Source organism: Ruegeria sp. BHSC223, assembly GCF_059613025.1.
The window spans coordinates 88,935-104,842 of the sequence record NZ_JBXWRR010000012.1 but is presented as its reverse complement, the minus strand read 5'-3'; the positions used below and the strand labels follow the sequence as shown (position 1 = coordinate 104,842).

Sequence of the window (15,908 nt, the reverse complement as noted above, 5' to 3'; positions counted from 1 at the left end):
CCGAAATACTTCGTGATCGCTGCGGTCAGCGTCGTCTTGCCGTGGTCAACGTGGCCGATCGTGCCAATGTTGACGTGCGGTTTATTACGCTCAAACTTTTCCTTTGCCATTCCTCAGGCGCCCTTTTGCGGTTTGGGGGACCCTTCGTCCCGGTTTCCTACTGCGCGCGCGGGATATTTGGTTCAAAGAAGAAAATCAAGCCAATCCTGACCGATTGTCAGCCCTGCGCCGGTTTCACCGGCGCTTGCGGCGTCCCGGTCGCGGATTCTGCATCCGGTCGAGGCGCGAACCAGCCGTTTTCCTTGTGCTGCTCGACCAGCCAGTCCTCGATCTCGCCAACGGCGTTGCGCGAGAGGCCCATCAGCTGCTCTTCCTTGGTGCGCGCGTTACCCGACCCCATCAACCAGGATTCGCCTGTGGTGGCCTCGAACACGGTGAATTGCTCGACCTCGGGGTTCAGCTTGGTCTGCGAGGCATCGTCCCAGACGGTGACATTGATGATCAGCGCCGATTTCGGGCTGTAGATCACCGGAACGCCCGGCGGCGCCAGCATATACCCTTCGACGCTGATGCCCAGGTGGTAGTATTGCTCCCCCTGATAACGAGAGAAGCGTTCACCCACCGCGGCCTTGAGCGCGGTTTCCCATTCCTCGGCAGTGGCATCGCGCGAGATCGGGCCTTTTTGCGCCTTGGACGCGACCACCACATTGTGTCCCAACTTGAAGGCGCCCAGATCCTCGAGCGGCTCGTCGGGCGTTGCAGCGGTACAGGCGGCCAGCAGGGCAAGCCCGGTCAGCAGGGTAAGAACTCGGATCATGATCGCATCTCGGCACACGTTGGGTTGGGGCGGATGTAGCGCACCGATGCGGCCCGTGCCAAGCCGCATCGGCAGGAAATGGCAAAGCGCGGCGGAAGTGTCACTTGAACTTGTAGCTGCGCGGGAAGCCGTAGGGTGGGCGCTTGCCGACGCTGGCGCGCTTGGCCAGCCATTGGCTCAGGTCGGTTTCGTGGCGGGTCTTGTCACCGCCCATCGACCATTTCAACCCCTCGGCCCAGGCGAATGTCGTCACATCGCTCAGCCCGCCATCCAGTTCCAGCGCCCCCTGCTTGCCGCGCGCCATGTTGTATTTCTGCAGGCGCACGCCCTTGCCCCGGCCCATTTCGGGCATCTCTTCCAGCGGGAAGACCAGGAACTTGCCGTTCTGCGACACCACCGCCACGTGATCGCCCGCGACCGGCACACAGATCAGCGCGCGTTCGTCATCGCGCACGTTCAGCACCTGCTTGCCGGTGCGGGTCTGGGCCACCACCTCGGTCTCGGGCACGACAAAACCGTTGCCAGCGGTCGAGGCGACCAGCAGCTTGCGGTCCGGCTGGTGGATCAGGATATCGACGATCTCGGCCTCGTTGGGCAGGTCCACCATCAGCCGCAGCGGTTCGCCCATGCCGCGCCCGCCGGGCAGGTTGGCGGCACTGACCGTATAGAACCGCCCGTTCGAGGCAAAGATCAAGAGCTTGTCGGTGGTTTCCGCATGGAAGATGAAGCGTGGGCCGTCGCCATCCTTGAACTTCAACTCGCGGGTCAGGTCGATATGGCCGGTCATGGCGCGGATCCAGCCCATCTGCGAGCAGACCACGGTGATCGGCTCGCGCTCGATCATCGCCTCCAACGGCACCTCTTCGACCTCGCCCGCCTCGGCAAAGCGGGTACGGCGGGCACCGCCGGGATAGTCCTTGCCAAAGGTCTTTTTCGTCTCTTTGAGCTGATCGGATATGCGCGCCCATTGCAGGGCGGGATCGGCCAGCAGGTCCTCGATCTCGGCGCGCTCGGCCATCAGGGCGTCGCGCTCGCGGATCAGTTCCATCTCTTCCAGTCGGCGCAGGCTGCGCAGGCGCATGTTGAGGATCGCCTCGGCCTGCACCTCGCTCAGCTCGCCCTCGCCCGGCGCGGGCGAGACATAATCCGCCTCGTTCAGCGCGCGGGGATGGTCGATGCCCCATTCCTCGCGCATCAGCGCGGCCTTGGGATCCTCATCATAACGGATGATGTCGATCACCCGGTCGAGATTGAGGAAGGCGATGATAAAGCCTTCGAGCACCTCGAGCCGGTGGTCGATCTTGCCCAGCCGGTGGCGCGAACGCCGCAAGAGCACCTCTTGCCGGTGATCGAGGAAAGCGCGCAGCACCTCTTTCATCGAGCAGACCTTGGGCGTGACCCCGTCGATCAGCACGTTCATGTTCAGGCTGAACCGCACCTCGAGGTCCGAGTTGCGATAGAGCATGCCCATCAGCACCTCGGGGTCGACGTTCTTGGTGCGCGGCTCCAGCACCACCCGGATATCGTCGGCGCTCTCGTCGCGTACATCGGCGAGGATCGGCACCTTCTTGGTCTGGATGACCTCGGCCAGCTTCTCGATCAGCTTCGATTTCTGGACCTGATAAGGGATCTCGGTGACCACGATCTGCCATTGGCCACGGCCAAGATCCTCGACCTCGTATTTGCAGCGCAGGCGGAAACTGCCCCGACCGGTGCGATAGGCCTGGGCGATGCTTTCGGCCGGTTCGACGATGATTCCGCCGGTGGGGAAATCGGGACCGGGCACATAGTTCAGCAGCGTGTCGTCGCGCGCGTCGGGCGTCTTGATCAGATGCAGGCAGGCGTCGCACAGCTCGGCAATGTTATGGGGCGGGATATTGGTGGCCATGCCCACCGCGATGCCACTGCTGCCATTGGCGAGCAGGTTCGGAAACTGCGCGGGCAATACCACCGGCTCGGTGAGCGTGCCGTCATAGTTATCGCGGAAATCGACCGCATCCTCGTTAAGACCATCCAGCAGCGCCTCGGCGACGATGGTCATCCGCGCTTCGGTGTATCGGCTGGCGGCCGGGTTGTCGCCATCGATATTGCCGAAATTCCCCTGCCCGTCGACCAGCGGGTAACGGACGTTGAAATCCTGCGCCAGACGCGCCATCGCGTCATAGATCGCGGCATCCCCATGCGGGTGATAGTTGCCCATCACGTCGCCCGAGATCTTGGCCGACTTGCGGAACCCGCCCCCGGAACTGAGTCGCAATTCGCGCATGGCGTAAAGAATCCGCCGGTGCACCGGCTTTAGCCCGTCGCGTGCATCGGGCAGCGCCCGGTGCATGATCGTGCTCAGCGCATAGGTCAAATATCGCTCGCCAATGGCGCGCCGCAGCGGTTCGGACACCTGATGCCCGCCACCGTCTTGCTTCATGTTGGGGTCGTCGATCGTATCGCTCATAGATGATGTGATACGCGCTCTGCTGTTTCTGGTAAAGCGACAGGCGGCGATTTTGCTGGGGACAACTTGCCGGACATCGACAATACCGGGGAAAACAATCCGTCTTTACCCCATTTTTGGACTCCATTTACGGGATATGCTAAGATTTGAGGGGTCAGTCTGCGGCCCGTTTCAATCAGTCGATTTTCATTTCCTGCGTTCACGGGAGGCGCGTATGCGCTTTGTCATCATCTCTTTCGCCGTTCTGGGCTTTGCCTTCTGGGAATTGAGTGGCGGCGCCGATTTCGAGCCGCGCGGCATGCGCCCGGCCAAGCCCGAGCGGGTCGCGGCCAAGACGGTGGAAAAGGCCGAACCCCTGGTTCAGGTCGAACCCGCAAAGCTGGTGGCCAAGGTGTCGCTGACGCCCTACACGCCCGAACCGGCGCCGGTCGAAAAGGCGATACTGACCTCGGAAGAGCAATTGGAACGTCTGGCCCGCGCCCGCGCCAGCCTGAGCAAGGGGCTGACCCTGTTCGACGATGACACCGAGACGGGGACTTTGACACTTGCCTCGCTCTCAGGCGGATTGAGAGCGCTCGAGGTCGAGCCTGGCGAACCCGAGCCCGAAACCGCCCTAGCAAGCTCCACCACCGAAACGCAGCCTTATGACCGCTCTGCGCCCGATCTGCGCGAGATCACCGGATCAAGGGTCAACATGCGCGATGGGCCGGGCACGATCTATCCGGTCATCAACCGGTTGACCGTCGGTCACAAGGTCGAGGTTCTGGACGATTCGGGCACCGGCTGGCTGCGCCTGCGCGTGCTGCCCGAGCAACAGATCGGCTGGATCGCCGCATCTCTGGTCAGCAAAAAGCCCAACTGAGGCAACCGGCCCATTGCCCAGCCCCACCCGGCGCCCTAGCAATAGGCAGCAATCGGGACGGTTCTGGAATTTCTCATGGCAAAGACAATCCTCATCACCGGCTGTTCGTCGGGCATCGGACTTGCCGCCGCCCAGGGCATGCGGGCGCGGGGCTGGCACGTCTTCGCGTCCTGCCGGCAACAGCGCGATTGCGACCGGCTGCGCGCGATGGGCTTTGACAGCCCCCGTATCGACTATGACGACGCGGCCTCAATCGCCTCGGGATTGGCCGAGGTGCTGGAAGCCACCGGCGGCAGGCTTGACGCGCTTTTCAACAATGGCGCCTTCGGCATGCCCGGCGCGGTAGAGGATGTACCGACCGAGGCTCTGCGGGCCATTTTCGAGACCAATTTCTTTGGTTGGCACGAACTGACCCGGCGGGTGATCCCGGTGATGCGCGCCCAGGGCCACGGCCGGATCGTACAATGCTCCTCCGTTCTTGGACTGGTCGCCTTTCCCTGGCGCGGCGCCTATGTGGCGACAAAATACGCGCTGGAAGGGTTGAGCGACACGCTGCGCCTGGAACTGAAGGGCACCGGCATTCACGTGGTGCTGATCGAGCCGGGCCCGATCACGTCGAAACTGCGCGAAAAGGCGATCCCGCATTTCGAACGTCATATCGACTGGCAAGGGTCAGCCCTGCGCGCCAAATACGAGGGCAGCCTGCTGAAACGGCTCTACGAAGATCGCGGACCGGATCGTTTTGAACTGCCGCCCGCGGCAGTGACCGCCAAGCTGATCCGCGCGGTCGAAGCGCGGCGACCGGCCCCGCGATACTATGTCACCACACCCACCTATATCGCCGGAATCCTGCGCCGAATCCTGCCCACGCGACTGAGCGACCGCGTACTTGGCAGCATCTGATCGCAAAAACCGGTTCGCTTTTTGCGACCGGACCGCTAGATCAGGCGCGACACAGGGATTTGGAAAGCGAGGCTCTGCATGGATCTGTTGATGATCGTGATGTTGATGGCGATGGGCGCCGTCGTCATCGTGCTGATGATCGGGCTTGGCGGTTTCGCCAAGGGCGGGACCTTCAACGCCAAATACGGCAACAAGATGATGCGGCTGCGCCTCTTGTTTCAATTCATCGCGGTGGTGCTGATCCTGCTCTATGTCTATCTGCGCGGACAAGGAAGCTGAGCCATGGTGGTCCTGAACAAGATCTACACCCGCACTGGCGACAAGGGGCAAACCGCCCTGGGCAATGGCACGCGGGTCGCCAAGTATTCCGACCGCGTGGCGACCTATGGCACCACGGACGAGCTGAACGCCTTTGTTGGGGTGGCCCGACTGGAGGCTGCCGGTGACATGGACGCGGCCCTGTCGCGCATTCAGAACGATCTGTTCGACCTTGGCGCCGATCTGTGCCGCCCCGAGATGGAGAAGGATGCCGAGGCGGAATACCCGCCGCTGCGCATGGCCGCGGCGCAGGTGACCCGGCTGGAACACGAGATCGACGCGATGAACGCCGGTCTCGACCCGCTGCGCAGCTTCATCCTGCCCGGCGGATCGGCATTGGCGGCACATCTGCATGTCTGCCGCACCGTGGCCCGGCGCGCCGAGCGGCTGGCGGTGGAACTGAGTCAGGCAGAAACGGTGAACCCGCAGGCCATCACCTATCTGAACCGGCTCAGCGACTGGTTCTTCGTCGCCGCGCGCACCGCCAATAATGGCGGCAAGGACGATGTCTTGTGGGTTCCCGGCGCGAACCGCTGAGCGATGGCGAGGCGGCGGGGCGTCCAGTGGACGGCCCGGCGACGGGACGCGCGAACCGCATAGCCGATCCAAAGCTCCGAAACCTGTTCGCGCCCCTCAAGGCGGCGAGAAAATTCTTGAGAAAGAATTTTCCTCAAAAAATTTGCAATTTTTTGGCCCCGCCGGGTTCAGGCCGGTTGCCACAGCTCTATCGGGTTGCCTGCCGGATCGGTCAGCCTGGCGAAGCTGCCATTGGGATAGGGCGAACCCGGATCCGGCTGCACCTCGATACCTGCCGCGCGTAATTGCGCGATCATCGCCGCTAGATCGCGCACCCGAAAATTCAGCATGAACCCTTTTCCGGGATCGCCGAAATATGCAGTGTCCTGGGCAAAGGGTGCAAAAATTGTCGCACCCTCGCCCTACTGCCAGCAGCGTCCGGAACAATCCCCTGGCGCCGGGTCGATCCCCATATGCTGCTGATACCACTCCGCCAGCGCTTTGGGGTCTTTTGCCCTGAAAAAGAAGCCTCCGAACCCGTCGACGCGTTCCATCTCTCCCTCCCGGCACCTTCCTGCCTGCAGGGTAACAAAATTTCCTTCGCGGCGCGAGAATTGGCGGAAACGCGACGTCGATTGCACATGACGTGACGATTTTGCCCTGTCCCGGCGCGCGCCAAGCCGCTATCAAACGCGGCGAGAGCATTGGGAGTCGCATGGCGGCTTGCCGTTTTTGAAGGAGAAAACGCAAAGATGAAGGTCCTTGTACCCGTCAAGCGCGTGATCGACTACAACGTGAAGGTTCGCGTCAAAGCGGACGGATCGGGTGTCGATCTCGCCAATGTGAAGATGTCGATGAACCCGTTTGACGAGATTGCCGTCGAAGAGGCCATTCGCCTGAAGGAAGCCGGCAAGGCCGACGAGATCGTCGTGGTCTCGATCGGTGTCAAGCAGGCACAGGAAACCCTGCGCACCGCGCTGGCCATGGGCGCCGACCGCGCGATCCTGGTTGTGGCCGCCGATGACGTACACACCGATATCGAGCCGCTGGCGGTTGCCAAGATCCTCGCGAAGGTCGTCGAGGAAGAGCAGCCGGGCCTCGTGCTGGCCGGCAAACAGGCCATCGACAACGACATGAACGCCACCGGCCAGATGCTGTCGGCGCTCCTGGGCTGGAGCCAGGGCACCTTTGCCTCGGAACTGAATGTCGAGGGCGATCACGCACTGGTCACCCGCGAGGTGGACGGCGGCCTGCAGACCATCAAGGTCAAGATGCCCGCCATCATCACCGTCGACCTGCGCCTGAACGAGCCGCGCTATGCGTCGCTGCCCAACATCATGAAGGCGAAGAAAAAGCCGCTGGACGAGAAAACCGCCGCCGATTACGGCGTCGATGTCAGCCCGCGTCTGGAAATCGTCAAGACCGAAGAACCGCCGGCACGGGCCGCGGGCATCGTGGTGGGTTCGGTCGACGAACTGGTTGCGAAACTGAAAGAAGCGGGGGCTGTGTAATGGCTGTTCTTCTCCTTGCCGAAGTGACCGGTGGCGAACTGTCGGTCGACGCAACCGCCAAGGCGGTGAGCGCCGCCAAGGCGCTGGGTGATGTGACCGTTCTGGCCGCAGGCGCATCCGCCGCCGCCGCTGGCGAAGCCGCCGCCAAGATCGACGGCGTCTCCAAGGTGCTGGTCGCCGAGGATGCCTCGCTGGGTCATCGCCTGGCCGAAGCGACCGCGGCGCTGATCGTGAGCCTCGCCGACGGCTACGAGCACATCGTCGCCCCCGCCACCACCGACGCCAAGAACGTGATGCCGCGCGTGGCCGCGCTGCTCGACGTGATGGTTCTGTCGGATGTGTCCGGCGTCGTCGACGGTTCGACCTTCGAGCGTCCGATCTATGCCGGTAACGCGGTGCAGACCGTCAAGTCGAAGGATGCCAAGAAGGTCATCACCTTCCGCACCTCGACCTTTGACGCCGCTGGCGAAGGTGGCGCGGCCCCGGTCGAAACCATCTCGGTCGGCGCCAACCCGGGCCTGAGCGAATGGGTCGAGGACAAGGTTGCCGCTTCTGACCGCCCCGAGCTGACCTCGGCCGGTATCGTGGTGTCGGGCGGCCGTGGCGTGGGTTCGGAAGCGGACTTCAAACTGATCGAAGCCCTGGCCGACAAGCTGGGTGCGGCGGTTGGCGCATCCCGCGCGGCGGTCGACTCGGGCTATGCGCCGAACGACTGGCAGGTCGGCCAGACCGGCAAGGTCGTTGCGCCGCAGCTTTACGTCGCGGTTGGCATCTCGGGCGCGATCCAGCACCTGGCCGGCATGAAGGACTCCAAGATCATCGTCGCCATCAACAAGGATGAAGAAGCGCCGATCTTCCAGGTCGCCGACTTTGGCCTGGTGGCCGACCTGTTCCAGGCCGTGCCGGAACTGACCGAAAAGCTCGGCTGAAGCCGGGGACAAGATTTTTCGACGAAAAATCTGCAAAGGCCCGCCCGGTGGCGGGCCTTTTCACGTATCGATGTCCTGAAGCGCGCGATAGATGCGATTGGCGATGACGCGATGCATGACCGGCCCGATGGTATGCTCTGCTGCCGGTTCCTGAAGCATGCCAAAGATCATGTCGTCCAATTCATCGGACTGACCCGCCATCTGTACTGGCACCTCGACGGTCGAGCGGACCCGTGGCGCCAGGGCTGCAACCATATCGGGCGAGACCATCAGCGGCTCAGGGCCCAGAGCCTCGGCGGGATCGTCAGGTCGCTGGTGGCGATAGCGCAGCCAGAGCAGGACCACGCCGTCCCCCAACGCATCTATGGCGCTGCGCATCCGCGCTTGCCAGGCTTGTTGAAGTTCGGCACGGACAACCCCGAACCGCTCCTCCGAGATCTCGTTAAGACGACCCAGCATGTGCTTGTTGAAGTGGAATTCGGTAAAATCCACCTCGTCATACAGCGCAGTCAACATGGGCGAGGCTTCGAGAAACCGGTCGTTGCGACGAGGATGCACCCGGTAGAGGCGGTTAGACAGATTCTGCGCGCCGGGCACCTGCAGTATGCAGAACTCGGCCGCCCGGGCCAGACGCGCCAGCTCCGGGTCTAACAGGATCGCATCGAGCCCGCTGTTGATGCTTCCGAGATTGACACAGGTTTCTCCCAGCTGCCGTTCCAGAAGCGCGGGATAGGGATCGGACACGAAACGCCCGAATGTTTCGGTGCTGCCGATACAGGCCACATAGGGTGCGTTCAGGTCCCGCTCGGGACCGCGAAAACGCAGTTTCGACACACCATAGCGACAGGTTACGGCATCGGACGCCCCCGCGCCCGGCAATTCATAACTCATGGCTCCCACCATTTTCGATTTTCACCCAATGGTCACTTTGCCGCCGCAACCGTTGCGATTCGCCTAATGCGCGGATTTGAAGCGAATTGTCCCGGTCAGCCCCTCTTGCCGCCCCCCCCGCCCTGCCGATAAGGTCGCGACAACCTCACATGAAGGGCAGATACGGTAATGGATATTCAGAAGGTCGGAGTGATCGGCGCAGGTCAGATGGGCAACGGGATCGCTCATGTGATGGCGCTGGCGGGATATGACGTGCTGCTCACCGATATCAGCCAGCAGGCACTGGACGCCGCGCTCTCTACCGTGCGTGGCAACCTGGCCCGGCAGGCCGGGCGCGGCAAGATCAGCGAAGCCGATATGGAAGCGGCGATGGCGCGCATCTCGACCACGCTGACGCTGGGCGACCTGGGACAGACCGACCTGGTGATCGAAGCCGCGACCGAACGCGAGGCCGTGAAACAGGCGATCTTTGAGGATTTGCAGCCGCACCTGTTGCCTCATACCATCCTGACCTCGAACACCTCGTCAATTTCAATCACCCGCCTGGCCAGCCGGACCGACCGGCCCGAGCGTTTCATGGGGTTTCATTTCATGAACCCGGTGCCGGTGATGCAGCTGGTGGAACTGATCCGGGGTATCGCCACCGACGAGGAGACCTTTGCCGCCTGCAAGGCGGTGGTCGACAAGCTGGGCAAGACCGCTGCAAGCGCAGAGGATTTTCCCGCCTTCATCGTGAACCGTATCCTGATGCCGATGATCAACGAGGCGGTCTATACCCTTTACGAAGGGGTGGGCAATGTCCGCTCCATCGACGAGTCAATGAAACTGGGCGCCAATCACCCGATGGGGCCTCTGGAACTGGCCGATTTCATCGGGCTGGACACCTGCCTGGCGATCATGAATGTGCTGCATGACGGGCTGGCCGACACCAAGTATCGTCCCTGCCCCTTGCTGACCAAATATGTCGAGGCCGGGTGGCTGGGCCGCAAGACCCAGCGCGGGTTCTACGACTATCGCGGCGAGATACCGGTTCCGACACGCTGAAGCGGGAAAGAGTCAAGGGGGCGCTGCCCCCGCCGCCCGTTCCGGGCGACTCCCCCGGAGTATTTGAAGCAAAGTGAAAGAAGGGCCGTGTGCTATCCCTTGAGCGATAGCGTGTGCTGGCGCAGCCAGGCCATGAAACCGCGCGGGTCACGGCCCAGCATCTCCATGTCCTGATCCGGGATCGGCGCGCCAATCACCGGCGCCTGCGGTTTCTTGCAGGAGCGGACGATTTCATGCAACAGGAGACCCTGCCGCAGGATCGGCGAGACCTGGCATGCGATCTGGTAGGCGCGCGAGTTGCGTCCGGGGAAATAGATCGGCACCACACGCGCGCCGGACCGGCGGATCATCTGGGCGGTGAACACGTTCCATTCCCGTTCGACCGGCGGCCCCCACCAGCTGTCCGAGGACATCACCACGCCCGACGGGAACAGGGCCACCACGCCTCCGGCCTTGAGATGTGCCATCGCATTGGCCCGCATCTCGACCATCTTGCGCTGGGCCTCGGGGTCATGGGGGAAGGGCACCGGGATCATGAAGCTGGTCGCGGCCTCGTCGAGCCCGGTCAGGACCGAGCGGGTGAGGATGCGGTAGTCCTGCCGGACCCGTCCGATCAGCTCGGCCAGGATCATGCCATCGACCATCCCGTGCGGATGGTTGGCGACGACGACGACCGGACCCTTCTTGGGTATGCGGGCGATCTGTTCCGCAGGCGTCAGCAGGTCGATCCCCATCGTCTTGAGCGCGCCACCCCAGAATTTCTGCCCACGATATTGTTCGTTGGTCTTTTCAAAGCGGTTGACCATACGCAGGATGGTCAGCTTGCCTGTCATCCACTCGATCGCCCGTATCCAGGTCGAGGTCCAGCGGTCATCAAAGGAATTGGCATAGGTCAGGGTCCGGCGGTCATAGACCTCGCCCGGCGGGGTGGACGGTTGCGCCGCCGATCCTGATTTGCTGTTCTGCGCGGTTTCCACCACTTGGTCTTGTTCCGTTCTTCAGGTCGCGCACGACAGGGTCAGAAACCCTCGCCGAACTTGTCGTTCACCAGCGCCTCGAGCGCATCCGCCAGGGCATCCGCGTCCGGGCCGGAGGTCTCGACGTCAATAGTGGTTCCGCGCGCGGCTGCCAACATCAAAAGCCCCATGATACTGTCCCCCGAGGCAGACAGACCGTCCCGCGACACTTCGGCGGTCGCGTCGAAGCCTTCGACAACCTCAACCAGCTTGGCCGATGCCCGGGCATGCAGGCCCTTTTCGTTGATGATCTTCAATGTACGTTGCGCCATTCGGTTCCGTCCAGGATCAATCCAAAGTCACGTTCTGGGTGTTGATGTATTTGCGGCCCGCTTCGATCGCCGCGCGCACCGCGTCCCCCACCGGCAAGTGCCGGCTTTTTGCCAGCTTGATCAGCATCGGCAGGTTGGCACCGTAAAGGATGCGCCGGTCCGCTGGCGCGCAGGCCCGCAGACTGAGGTTCGAAGGCGAGCCACCGAACAGATCGGTCACTACGACGACACCGTCGCCGGTATCGACCGCATTGGCGGCGGCGAGGATTTCCTGCTGCTTTTCGGCCCGATCATGATCGGCCTCGATCGCAATCGCGACCAGACCCGGTTGATGCCCGACCACATGTTCGACCGCGGCCAGATACTCCCGGGCCAGCCCCCCATGTGCAACGATCACTATTCCGATCAATCCGGCCTCGCATCCGGCTTACGCCGGTCCATTTCGCGATGCCTAATTGACACCTGCTCGCCCGCCTCTGCAAGGGCCTTTGCCACCGCTTCGGCCATTACGACTGATCGGTGTTGCCCCCCAGTACAGCCGAAACCTACGCTGAGATGCGTTTTCCCCTCGCTGCGAAAGGCCGGGAGCAGGGATTGCAGCAGGTCGATGACCCGCGAAAAAAACGGCAGGTATTGCGGATCGGCATGCACAAACGAGGCCACCGCCGAGTCGCGCCCATCCGCTGCACGCAGATCGGGCTGCCAATGCGGATTGGCCAGAAACCGGCAGTCGAACACCATGTCAAGCCCGCGCGGCAGGCCGCGCTTGAAAGAGAAGCTCTCGACCGAGATGGCCAGCGGTCCACCACCGGGCGGGGCGAACCAGTGCGCGACCTCATCCCTGAGCTGATGCACATTCATACTTGAAGTGTCGATTAGCGTATCTGCCACATCGCGGATCGGTCCCAACAGGTCGAGTTCTCGGGCCACTCCTTCGCCGGGGCTGGCTCCGGCAGCCATCGGATGACGGCGACGCGTTTCGGAGAACCGACGCAGTAGAACCTCGGAGCTGCAGTCGATATAGAGCGTCGTGACCTGTAACCCGTTGCGCTTTGACAGACGCTTCAACAGTTCGAGAAATCCGTCAGTTGAGAAATCTCGATTTCGCACATCCAATCCCAGCGCCAACGGGCGGCGTAAAGCCGGTCCGTCAAGCAATCGCAGCACCAGCCCCATCGGGAGATTGTCGATGGCCTCAAACCCAAGGTCTTCGAGCACATGAATGGCCGTCGAGCGCCCTGCGCCTGAGGGGCCCGTCACGAAAACGACCTGCGAAGTTGCGCTCATGAGGAAATCGCTTCCGGGGCCGCGCGCCCCGCCCTGAGGAGTTGCACTAGTGATGCCGCCAAATGAGGGGGCGCCGGCCGGAAAAGCAAGGGAACGGAATGTCTCAGCAATCGGATTTCGTGGGCATCCGGCAGGCGCGCCGTCTCTTTGCGGTCCAAGTCCAGCACATAGGATAAGCGCACGGGCCCCGCAGCGTCAGCCCTCAGCAGGCCCAGCCCACGCACCTCGATCAGACTGCGGATCGGTTCCGGCACATCGGCGTACACCCCTTCGGGGCTGGAGAAGAGGATCACCCGATCATCCGCAACCAAGTCCGCGCCCAGGGCCATCATGTCCAGCGCCAAGCCTGACTTGCCGCTGCCAGAGACCCCCAAGATCAGCAATCCGCGTCCATCGACGGCGACACAGCTGGCATGGACAATGGCTTGCTCACTATCCTCCAGGCCTTGCAATGCGGCGGGTTCCACAGGCTTAGATCGGCAGGCCCACGACAAAGCGCGCGCCCAGCGGATCCGAAGTGACATCGGCCTCGGTCGGGCGGATGTTCTCAGCCCAGATCACGCCGCCATGCGCCTCGACGATTTGTTTTGAAATTGCCAAACCAAGGCCTGAATTGTTGCCGAAATGCTCTTCTGGGCGCTGCGAATAGAACCTCTTGAAGATCTTTGACAGGGCCTCGTCGGGAATGCCTGGTCCGGTATCCTCAACCACAATTAGCACTCGGTTGGCGCGGCGGCGCGCCCAGACACGAATTGCATCACCATCCTCGCAGAACGAAATCGCATTGGTGATCAGGTTAACAAAGACTTGTGCAAGGCGTGCTTCAAGACCCTGAATCATGATCGCATCAGGCGGCATGTCGGTGATATAGTCTATGCCCTTCGAGCGGGCATCTTCGCCCAGATATTGATTGAGGTTGTCCAGCATGGTGAGAAGATCAAAGGATTTCTCCTCTTCCTTGACCAATTCGGCATCCAGCCTTGAGGCATTCGAGATGTCGCTGACCAACCGGTCGAGCCGACGCACGTCATGCTCAATCACCGATAAAAGCTTGTCGCGCTGATCGTCGCGCTTAACCATGCGCAGGGTCCCCACCGCCGATTGCAAGCTGGCGAGCGGATTCTTGATCTCATGTGCAACATCGGCAGCAAACTGTTCGTTCCCTTCGATCCGGTTATAGAGCGCAGAAACCATACCTCTCATCGCGCGGCTCAACCTGCCGATTTCATCGGGACGGGCAGAAAGATCAGGGATACGGACGCGGCCCGGGTTCATGCGCCTTGAATTGCGATCGCGGCCCAGTTCAGCAGCCTCGGCGAGATCGGCCAGCGGATTGGCGATGGTCGAAGCAAGCACCAAGCTCAAGCCGACCGACACCAGCAAAGCGACGACGAACATCTGCAATACCCGCTCGCGATCGCGGCGGGCCAGCGCATCGATCTCTCCGGCGGGGCTGGCCATTGCAACGGCCCCTATGGGTGTCCCATCCTGCAGGATCGGCGTAGCCGCAGCGATTACGGTGCCGCCCGCCGTGTTCAGGACAGTTTCGATGCGGGTATCTCCTGCCAATGCATCGGGCAGCAGCAATCCAATCTGTTGTTCCAGAGAGGGTGCCCCGGTTTCCGCACTCGAGACAAATACGGACGACACTCCCCGCCACACCCCGGTGAGTGCATCGGTGATGATCGTACTGCCAGCCTTGTCCTCAAACAGGGCTTGGAGGCCCGGATTGACGTCCATACCTTTGGTTTGGCCCACGATATTAAGCGCGGCATCGAATACAAAGACCTCGGCACCGCGGCGCAAGCTTAGACCGTCGAGCGTGGCAATCACGTCGATCCCGTCTCCGGTGGCTAGGTTGACCGGCGCACTGCCAGTTATCTGCGCCTCAAACACATCGGCCACAAGCTGGGTTTCTCCCACCAGGGCGCCAGCACGCTGAACAACCAATCCGTCGCGGGCGTCGTTAAGGTAGAGAATGCCAGCAACCAGAATGATCAGGGCTATCAGGTTGAAGGTAATGATCTTGCGCGTCAGCGGCGAGCCGCGCAGCGAAAACAGGCTGCGGCGAGCCCGTTTGACCCGCAGTTCTTTGGACACAGTACTTTGCGGAGCGACCCAATCGTCGCCCAGCACAACGTCCCCGCTGCGATCACTTTCTGAAGTGCCGGTGTCGCGCACGCGCTCCCCCTAGAGGCGCCCGATCCGGGCGGTTATTCTTCGTTATACCTGTAACCGATCCCGTAGAGCGTCTCAATCGCTGCAAAATCCGGATCGGCACTGCGCATCTTCTTGCGCAGGCGCTTGATATGGCTGTCGATCGTACGGTCATCAACATAGACCTGATCGTCATACGCCACATCCATCAACTGGTCGCGACTCTTGACGAAGCCGGGCCGTTGGGCCAGCGCCTGCAACAACAGGAACTCTGTGACGGTTAGCGAAACGTCGGCCCCTTTCCAGCTAACCGCATGGCGCAGCGGGTCCATCCGCAAATGGCCGCGCTCCATCACCTTGGTTTCGCCAGTTGTGGTTCCGGCCACATCGCCCGCCACCGCTTCTTGCCGCCGCAGCAAGGCTCGGATCCGCTCCACCAGCAGTCTCTGCGAGAACGGTTTCTTGACATAATCGTCGGCGCCCATGCGCAAGCCAAGAACCTCGTCGATCTCGTCATCCTTCGAGGTCAGAAAGATGACAGGCATCTGACTTTTCTGACGCAATCTCTGCAGCAAATCCATGCCGTCCATGCGGGGCATTTTGATATCCAGCACCGCCATGTCCGGCAATTTCTTGTTGAACGCGTCAAGGGCGGCTTGACCATCGTTATAGGTTTCGACTTCGAATCCCTCCGCCTCGAGAGTCATCGAAACCGATGTCAGGATGTTCCTGTCATCGTCAACCAAAGCAATCTTTGACATTTTGGGTGCCCCTATACTGCTCGCATCTGCCTTATTTTTTTTCCATTCATCGCTCTTTTGGCTTTGCGAATCAATCCGAAACTACGAATCGCCCGCTCCACAACGCCAATTGGTGCAAAAAAATCCTAATGTGTTCTGAATTCTGGCCCAGAAAAATGGCGCGCTTTTCGTGGTT

Annotated in this window: 20 protein-coding genes; 7 read left to right on the top strand and 13 right to left on the bottom strand. The window is 61.8% G+C overall.

Annotated elements, in window-relative coordinates:
- The 3 genes from AC2FNY_RS16435 to AC2FNY_RS16425 form a co-directional block, all read right to left on the bottom strand.
- Positions 1-110 (bottom strand): GTP-binding protein (locus tag AC2FNY_RS16435; protein ID WP_170611170.1); only part of this gene is annotated, 110 nt, incomplete at its 3' end.
- Positions 111-217: 107 nt separating this feature from the next.
- Positions 218-817 carry a hypothetical protein gene (locus tag AC2FNY_RS16430; protein ID WP_234140796.1) on the bottom strand — a complete coding sequence of 200 codons (600 nt, stop codon included), beginning with the start codon at positions 815-817 and terminating at the stop codon, positions 218-220.
- 100 nt (positions 818-917) lie between these two features.
- Positions 918-3,266, bottom strand: a complete 2,349-nt coding sequence (locus tag AC2FNY_RS16425) for a DNA topoisomerase IV subunit A (protein WP_234140795.1) — start codon at positions 3,264-3,266, stop codon at positions 918-920.
- A gap of 214 nt (positions 3,267-3,480) precedes the next feature.
- Here AC2FNY_RS16425 and AC2FNY_RS16420 point away from each other — a divergent pair, with 214 nt between their 5' ends.
- The 4 genes from AC2FNY_RS16420 to AC2FNY_RS16405 all read left to right on the top strand — a co-directional run bounded on the left by AC2FNY_RS16420 (position 3,481) and on the right by AC2FNY_RS16405 (position 5,886).
- Complete coding sequence (locus tag AC2FNY_RS16420) at positions 3,481-4,128, top strand: SH3 domain-containing protein (protein ID WP_234167336.1); 648 nt, start codon at positions 3,481-3,483, stop codon at positions 4,126-4,128.
- Between the two features lie 75 nt (positions 4,129-4,203).
- Positions 4,204-5,031 carry an SDR family NAD(P)-dependent oxidoreductase gene (locus tag AC2FNY_RS16415; protein ID WP_234145621.1) on the top strand — a complete coding sequence of 276 codons (828 nt, stop codon included), beginning with the start codon at positions 4,204-4,206 and terminating at the stop codon, positions 5,029-5,031.
- A gap of 78 nt (positions 5,032-5,109) precedes the next feature.
- Entirely contained in the window at positions 5,110-5,310 is a 201-nt protein-coding gene (locus tag AC2FNY_RS16410; protein WP_234140789.1) for a twin transmembrane helix small protein, read from the top strand.
- A gap of 3 nt (positions 5,311-5,313) precedes the next feature.
- Positions 5,314-5,886, top strand: coding sequence for a cob(I)yrinic acid a,c-diamide adenosyltransferase (locus AC2FNY_RS16405; protein ID WP_234140787.1), 573 nt, complete (start codon positions 5,314-5,316; stop codon positions 5,884-5,886).
- Between the two features lie 167 nt (positions 5,887-6,053).
- Here the strand turns inward: AC2FNY_RS16405 and AC2FNY_RS16400 are convergent, their stop codons facing one another.
- Complete coding sequence (locus tag AC2FNY_RS16400; RefSeq protein ID WP_496803107.1) at positions 6,054-6,215, bottom strand: VOC family protein; 162 nt, start codon at positions 6,213-6,215, stop codon at positions 6,054-6,056.
- Between the two features lie 72 nt (positions 6,216-6,287).
- On the bottom strand, positions 6,288-6,419 hold the full coding sequence (locus tag AC2FNY_RS16395; protein ID WP_496803106.1) for a hypothetical protein: 132 nt from the start codon (positions 6,417-6,419) through the stop codon (positions 6,288-6,290).
- Between the two features lie 198 nt (positions 6,420-6,617).
- Here AC2FNY_RS16395 and AC2FNY_RS16390 point away from each other — a divergent pair, with 198 nt between their 5' ends.
- Both AC2FNY_RS16390 and AC2FNY_RS16385 read left to right on the top strand, forming a co-directional pair.
- Complete coding sequence (locus AC2FNY_RS16390; protein WP_234140783.1) at positions 6,618-7,376, top strand: electron transfer flavoprotein subunit beta/FixA family protein; 759 nt, start codon at positions 6,618-6,620, stop codon at positions 7,374-7,376.
- Positions 7,376-8,305 (top strand): electron transfer flavoprotein subunit alpha/FixB family protein, encoded by a 930-nt coding sequence (locus AC2FNY_RS16385; RefSeq protein ID WP_234145625.1) that lies wholly within the window; start codon positions 7,376-7,378, stop codon positions 8,303-8,305. Before AC2FNY_RS16390 ends, AC2FNY_RS16385 begins: the two co-directional genes overlap by 1 nt.
- 60 nt (positions 8,306-8,365) lie before the next feature.
- On the opposite strand, the gene AC2FNY_RS16380 is transcribed toward AC2FNY_RS16385, so the two are convergent.
- A complete protein-coding gene (locus AC2FNY_RS16380) occupies positions 8,366-9,196 on the bottom strand; it encodes a DUF6473 family protein (RefSeq protein ID WP_496803105.1) in 831 nt (276 codons plus the stop codon).
- A 168-nt stretch (positions 9,197-9,364) separates the two neighbouring features.
- Between AC2FNY_RS16380 and AC2FNY_RS16375 the strand changes: the two genes are divergently transcribed.
- Positions 9,365-10,240, top strand: a complete 876-nt coding sequence (locus AC2FNY_RS16375; RefSeq protein WP_234140777.1) for a 3-hydroxybutyryl-CoA dehydrogenase — start codon at positions 9,365-9,367, stop codon at positions 10,238-10,240.
- A gap of 92 nt (positions 10,241-10,332) precedes the next feature.
- Here AC2FNY_RS16375 and AC2FNY_RS16370 read toward each other — a convergent pair whose 3' ends face one another.
- From AC2FNY_RS16370 to AC2FNY_RS16340, 7 genes are read right to left on the bottom strand one after another with little or no spacing between them, the layout of a single operon-like run.
- Positions 10,333-11,220: a lysophospholipid acyltransferase family protein gene (locus tag AC2FNY_RS16370; RefSeq protein WP_496803104.1), complete on the bottom strand. Its 888-nt coding sequence runs from the start codon at positions 11,218-11,220 to the stop codon at positions 10,333-10,335.
- 38 nt (positions 11,221-11,258) lie between these two features.
- Entirely contained in the window at positions 11,259-11,528 is a 270-nt protein-coding gene (locus AC2FNY_RS16365) for an HPr family phosphocarrier protein (RefSeq protein WP_011046465.1), read from the bottom strand.
- Positions 11,529-11,544: 16 nt separating this feature from the next.
- On the bottom strand, positions 11,545-11,937 hold the full coding sequence (locus AC2FNY_RS16360) for a PTS sugar transporter subunit IIA (protein WP_011046464.1): 393 nt from the start codon (positions 11,935-11,937) through the stop codon (positions 11,545-11,547).
- Entirely contained in the window at positions 11,934-12,815 is an 882-nt protein-coding gene (rapZ, locus tag AC2FNY_RS16355) for an RNase adapter RapZ (protein ID WP_234140769.1), read from the bottom strand. Before rapZ ends, AC2FNY_RS16360 begins: the two co-directional genes overlap by 4 nt.
- The gene (locus tag AC2FNY_RS16350; RefSeq protein ID WP_234140768.1) at positions 12,812-13,282 is read right to left on the bottom strand and encodes an HPr kinase/phosphorylase; all 471 of its coding nucleotides are present in this window, start codon (positions 13,280-13,282) and stop codon (positions 12,812-12,814) included. The genes rapZ and AC2FNY_RS16350 overlap by 4 nt, the downstream gene beginning before the upstream one ends.
- Before the next feature lie 4 nt (positions 13,283-13,286).
- Positions 13,287-14,996, bottom strand: a complete 1,710-nt coding sequence (locus tag AC2FNY_RS16345) for a sensor N-terminal transmembrane domain-containing protein (RefSeq protein WP_234140767.1) — start codon at positions 14,994-14,996, stop codon at positions 13,287-13,289.
- A 32-nt stretch (positions 14,997-15,028) separates the two neighbouring features.
- On the bottom strand, positions 15,029-15,733 hold the full coding sequence (locus tag AC2FNY_RS16340) for a response regulator transcription factor (protein WP_234140766.1): 705 nt from the start codon (positions 15,731-15,733) through the stop codon (positions 15,029-15,031).
- Positions 15,734-15,908: the final 175 nt, after the last annotated feature.

Coding starts and splice junctions, on each gene's coding strand:
- AC2FNY_RS16430 (WP_234140796.1), bottom strand. CDS start 817: ATGATCCGAGTTCTTACCCTGCTGACCGGGCTTGCCCTGCTGGCCGCC.
- AC2FNY_RS16425 (WP_234140795.1), bottom strand. CDS start 3,266: ATGAGCGATACGATCGACGACCCCAACATGAAGCAAGACGGTGGCGGG.
- AC2FNY_RS16420 (WP_234167336.1), top strand. CDS start 3,481: ATGCGCTTTGTCATCATCTCTTTCGCCGTTCTGGGCTTTGCCTTCTGG.
- AC2FNY_RS16415 (WP_234145621.1), top strand. CDS start 4,204: ATGGCAAAGACAATCCTCATCACCGGCTGTTCGTCGGGCATCGGACTT.
- AC2FNY_RS16410 (WP_234140789.1), top strand. CDS start 5,110: ATGGATCTGTTGATGATCGTGATGTTGATGGCGATGGGCGCCGTCGTC.
- AC2FNY_RS16405 (WP_234140787.1), top strand. CDS start 5,314: ATGGTGGTCCTGAACAAGATCTACACCCGCACTGGCGACAAGGGGCAA.
- AC2FNY_RS16400 (WP_496803107.1), bottom strand. CDS start 6,215: ATGCTGAATTTTCGGGTGCGCGATCTAGCGGCGATGATCGCGCAATTA.
- AC2FNY_RS16395 (WP_496803106.1), bottom strand. CDS start 6,419: ATGGAACGCGTCGACGGGTTCGGAGGCTTCTTTTTCAGGGCAAAAGAC.
- AC2FNY_RS16390 (WP_234140783.1), top strand. CDS start 6,618: ATGAAGGTCCTTGTACCCGTCAAGCGCGTGATCGACTACAACGTGAAG.
- AC2FNY_RS16385 (WP_234145625.1), top strand. CDS start 7,376: ATGGCTGTTCTTCTCCTTGCCGAAGTGACCGGTGGCGAACTGTCGGTC.
- AC2FNY_RS16380 (WP_496803105.1), bottom strand. CDS start 9,196: ATGAGTTATGAATTGCCGGGCGCGGGGGCGTCCGATGCCGTAACCTGT.
- AC2FNY_RS16375 (WP_234140777.1), top strand. CDS start 9,365: ATGGATATTCAGAAGGTCGGAGTGATCGGCGCAGGTCAGATGGGCAAC.
- AC2FNY_RS16365 (WP_011046465.1), bottom strand. CDS start 11,528: ATGGCGCAACGTACATTGAAGATCATCAACGAAAAGGGCCTGCATGCC.
- rapZ (WP_234140769.1), bottom strand. CDS start 12,815: ATGAGCGCAACTTCGCAGGTCGTTTTCGTGACGGGCCCCTCAGGCGCA.
- AC2FNY_RS16340 (WP_234140766.1), bottom strand. CDS start 15,733: ATGTCAAAGATTGCTTTGGTTGACGATGACAGGAACATCCTGACATCG.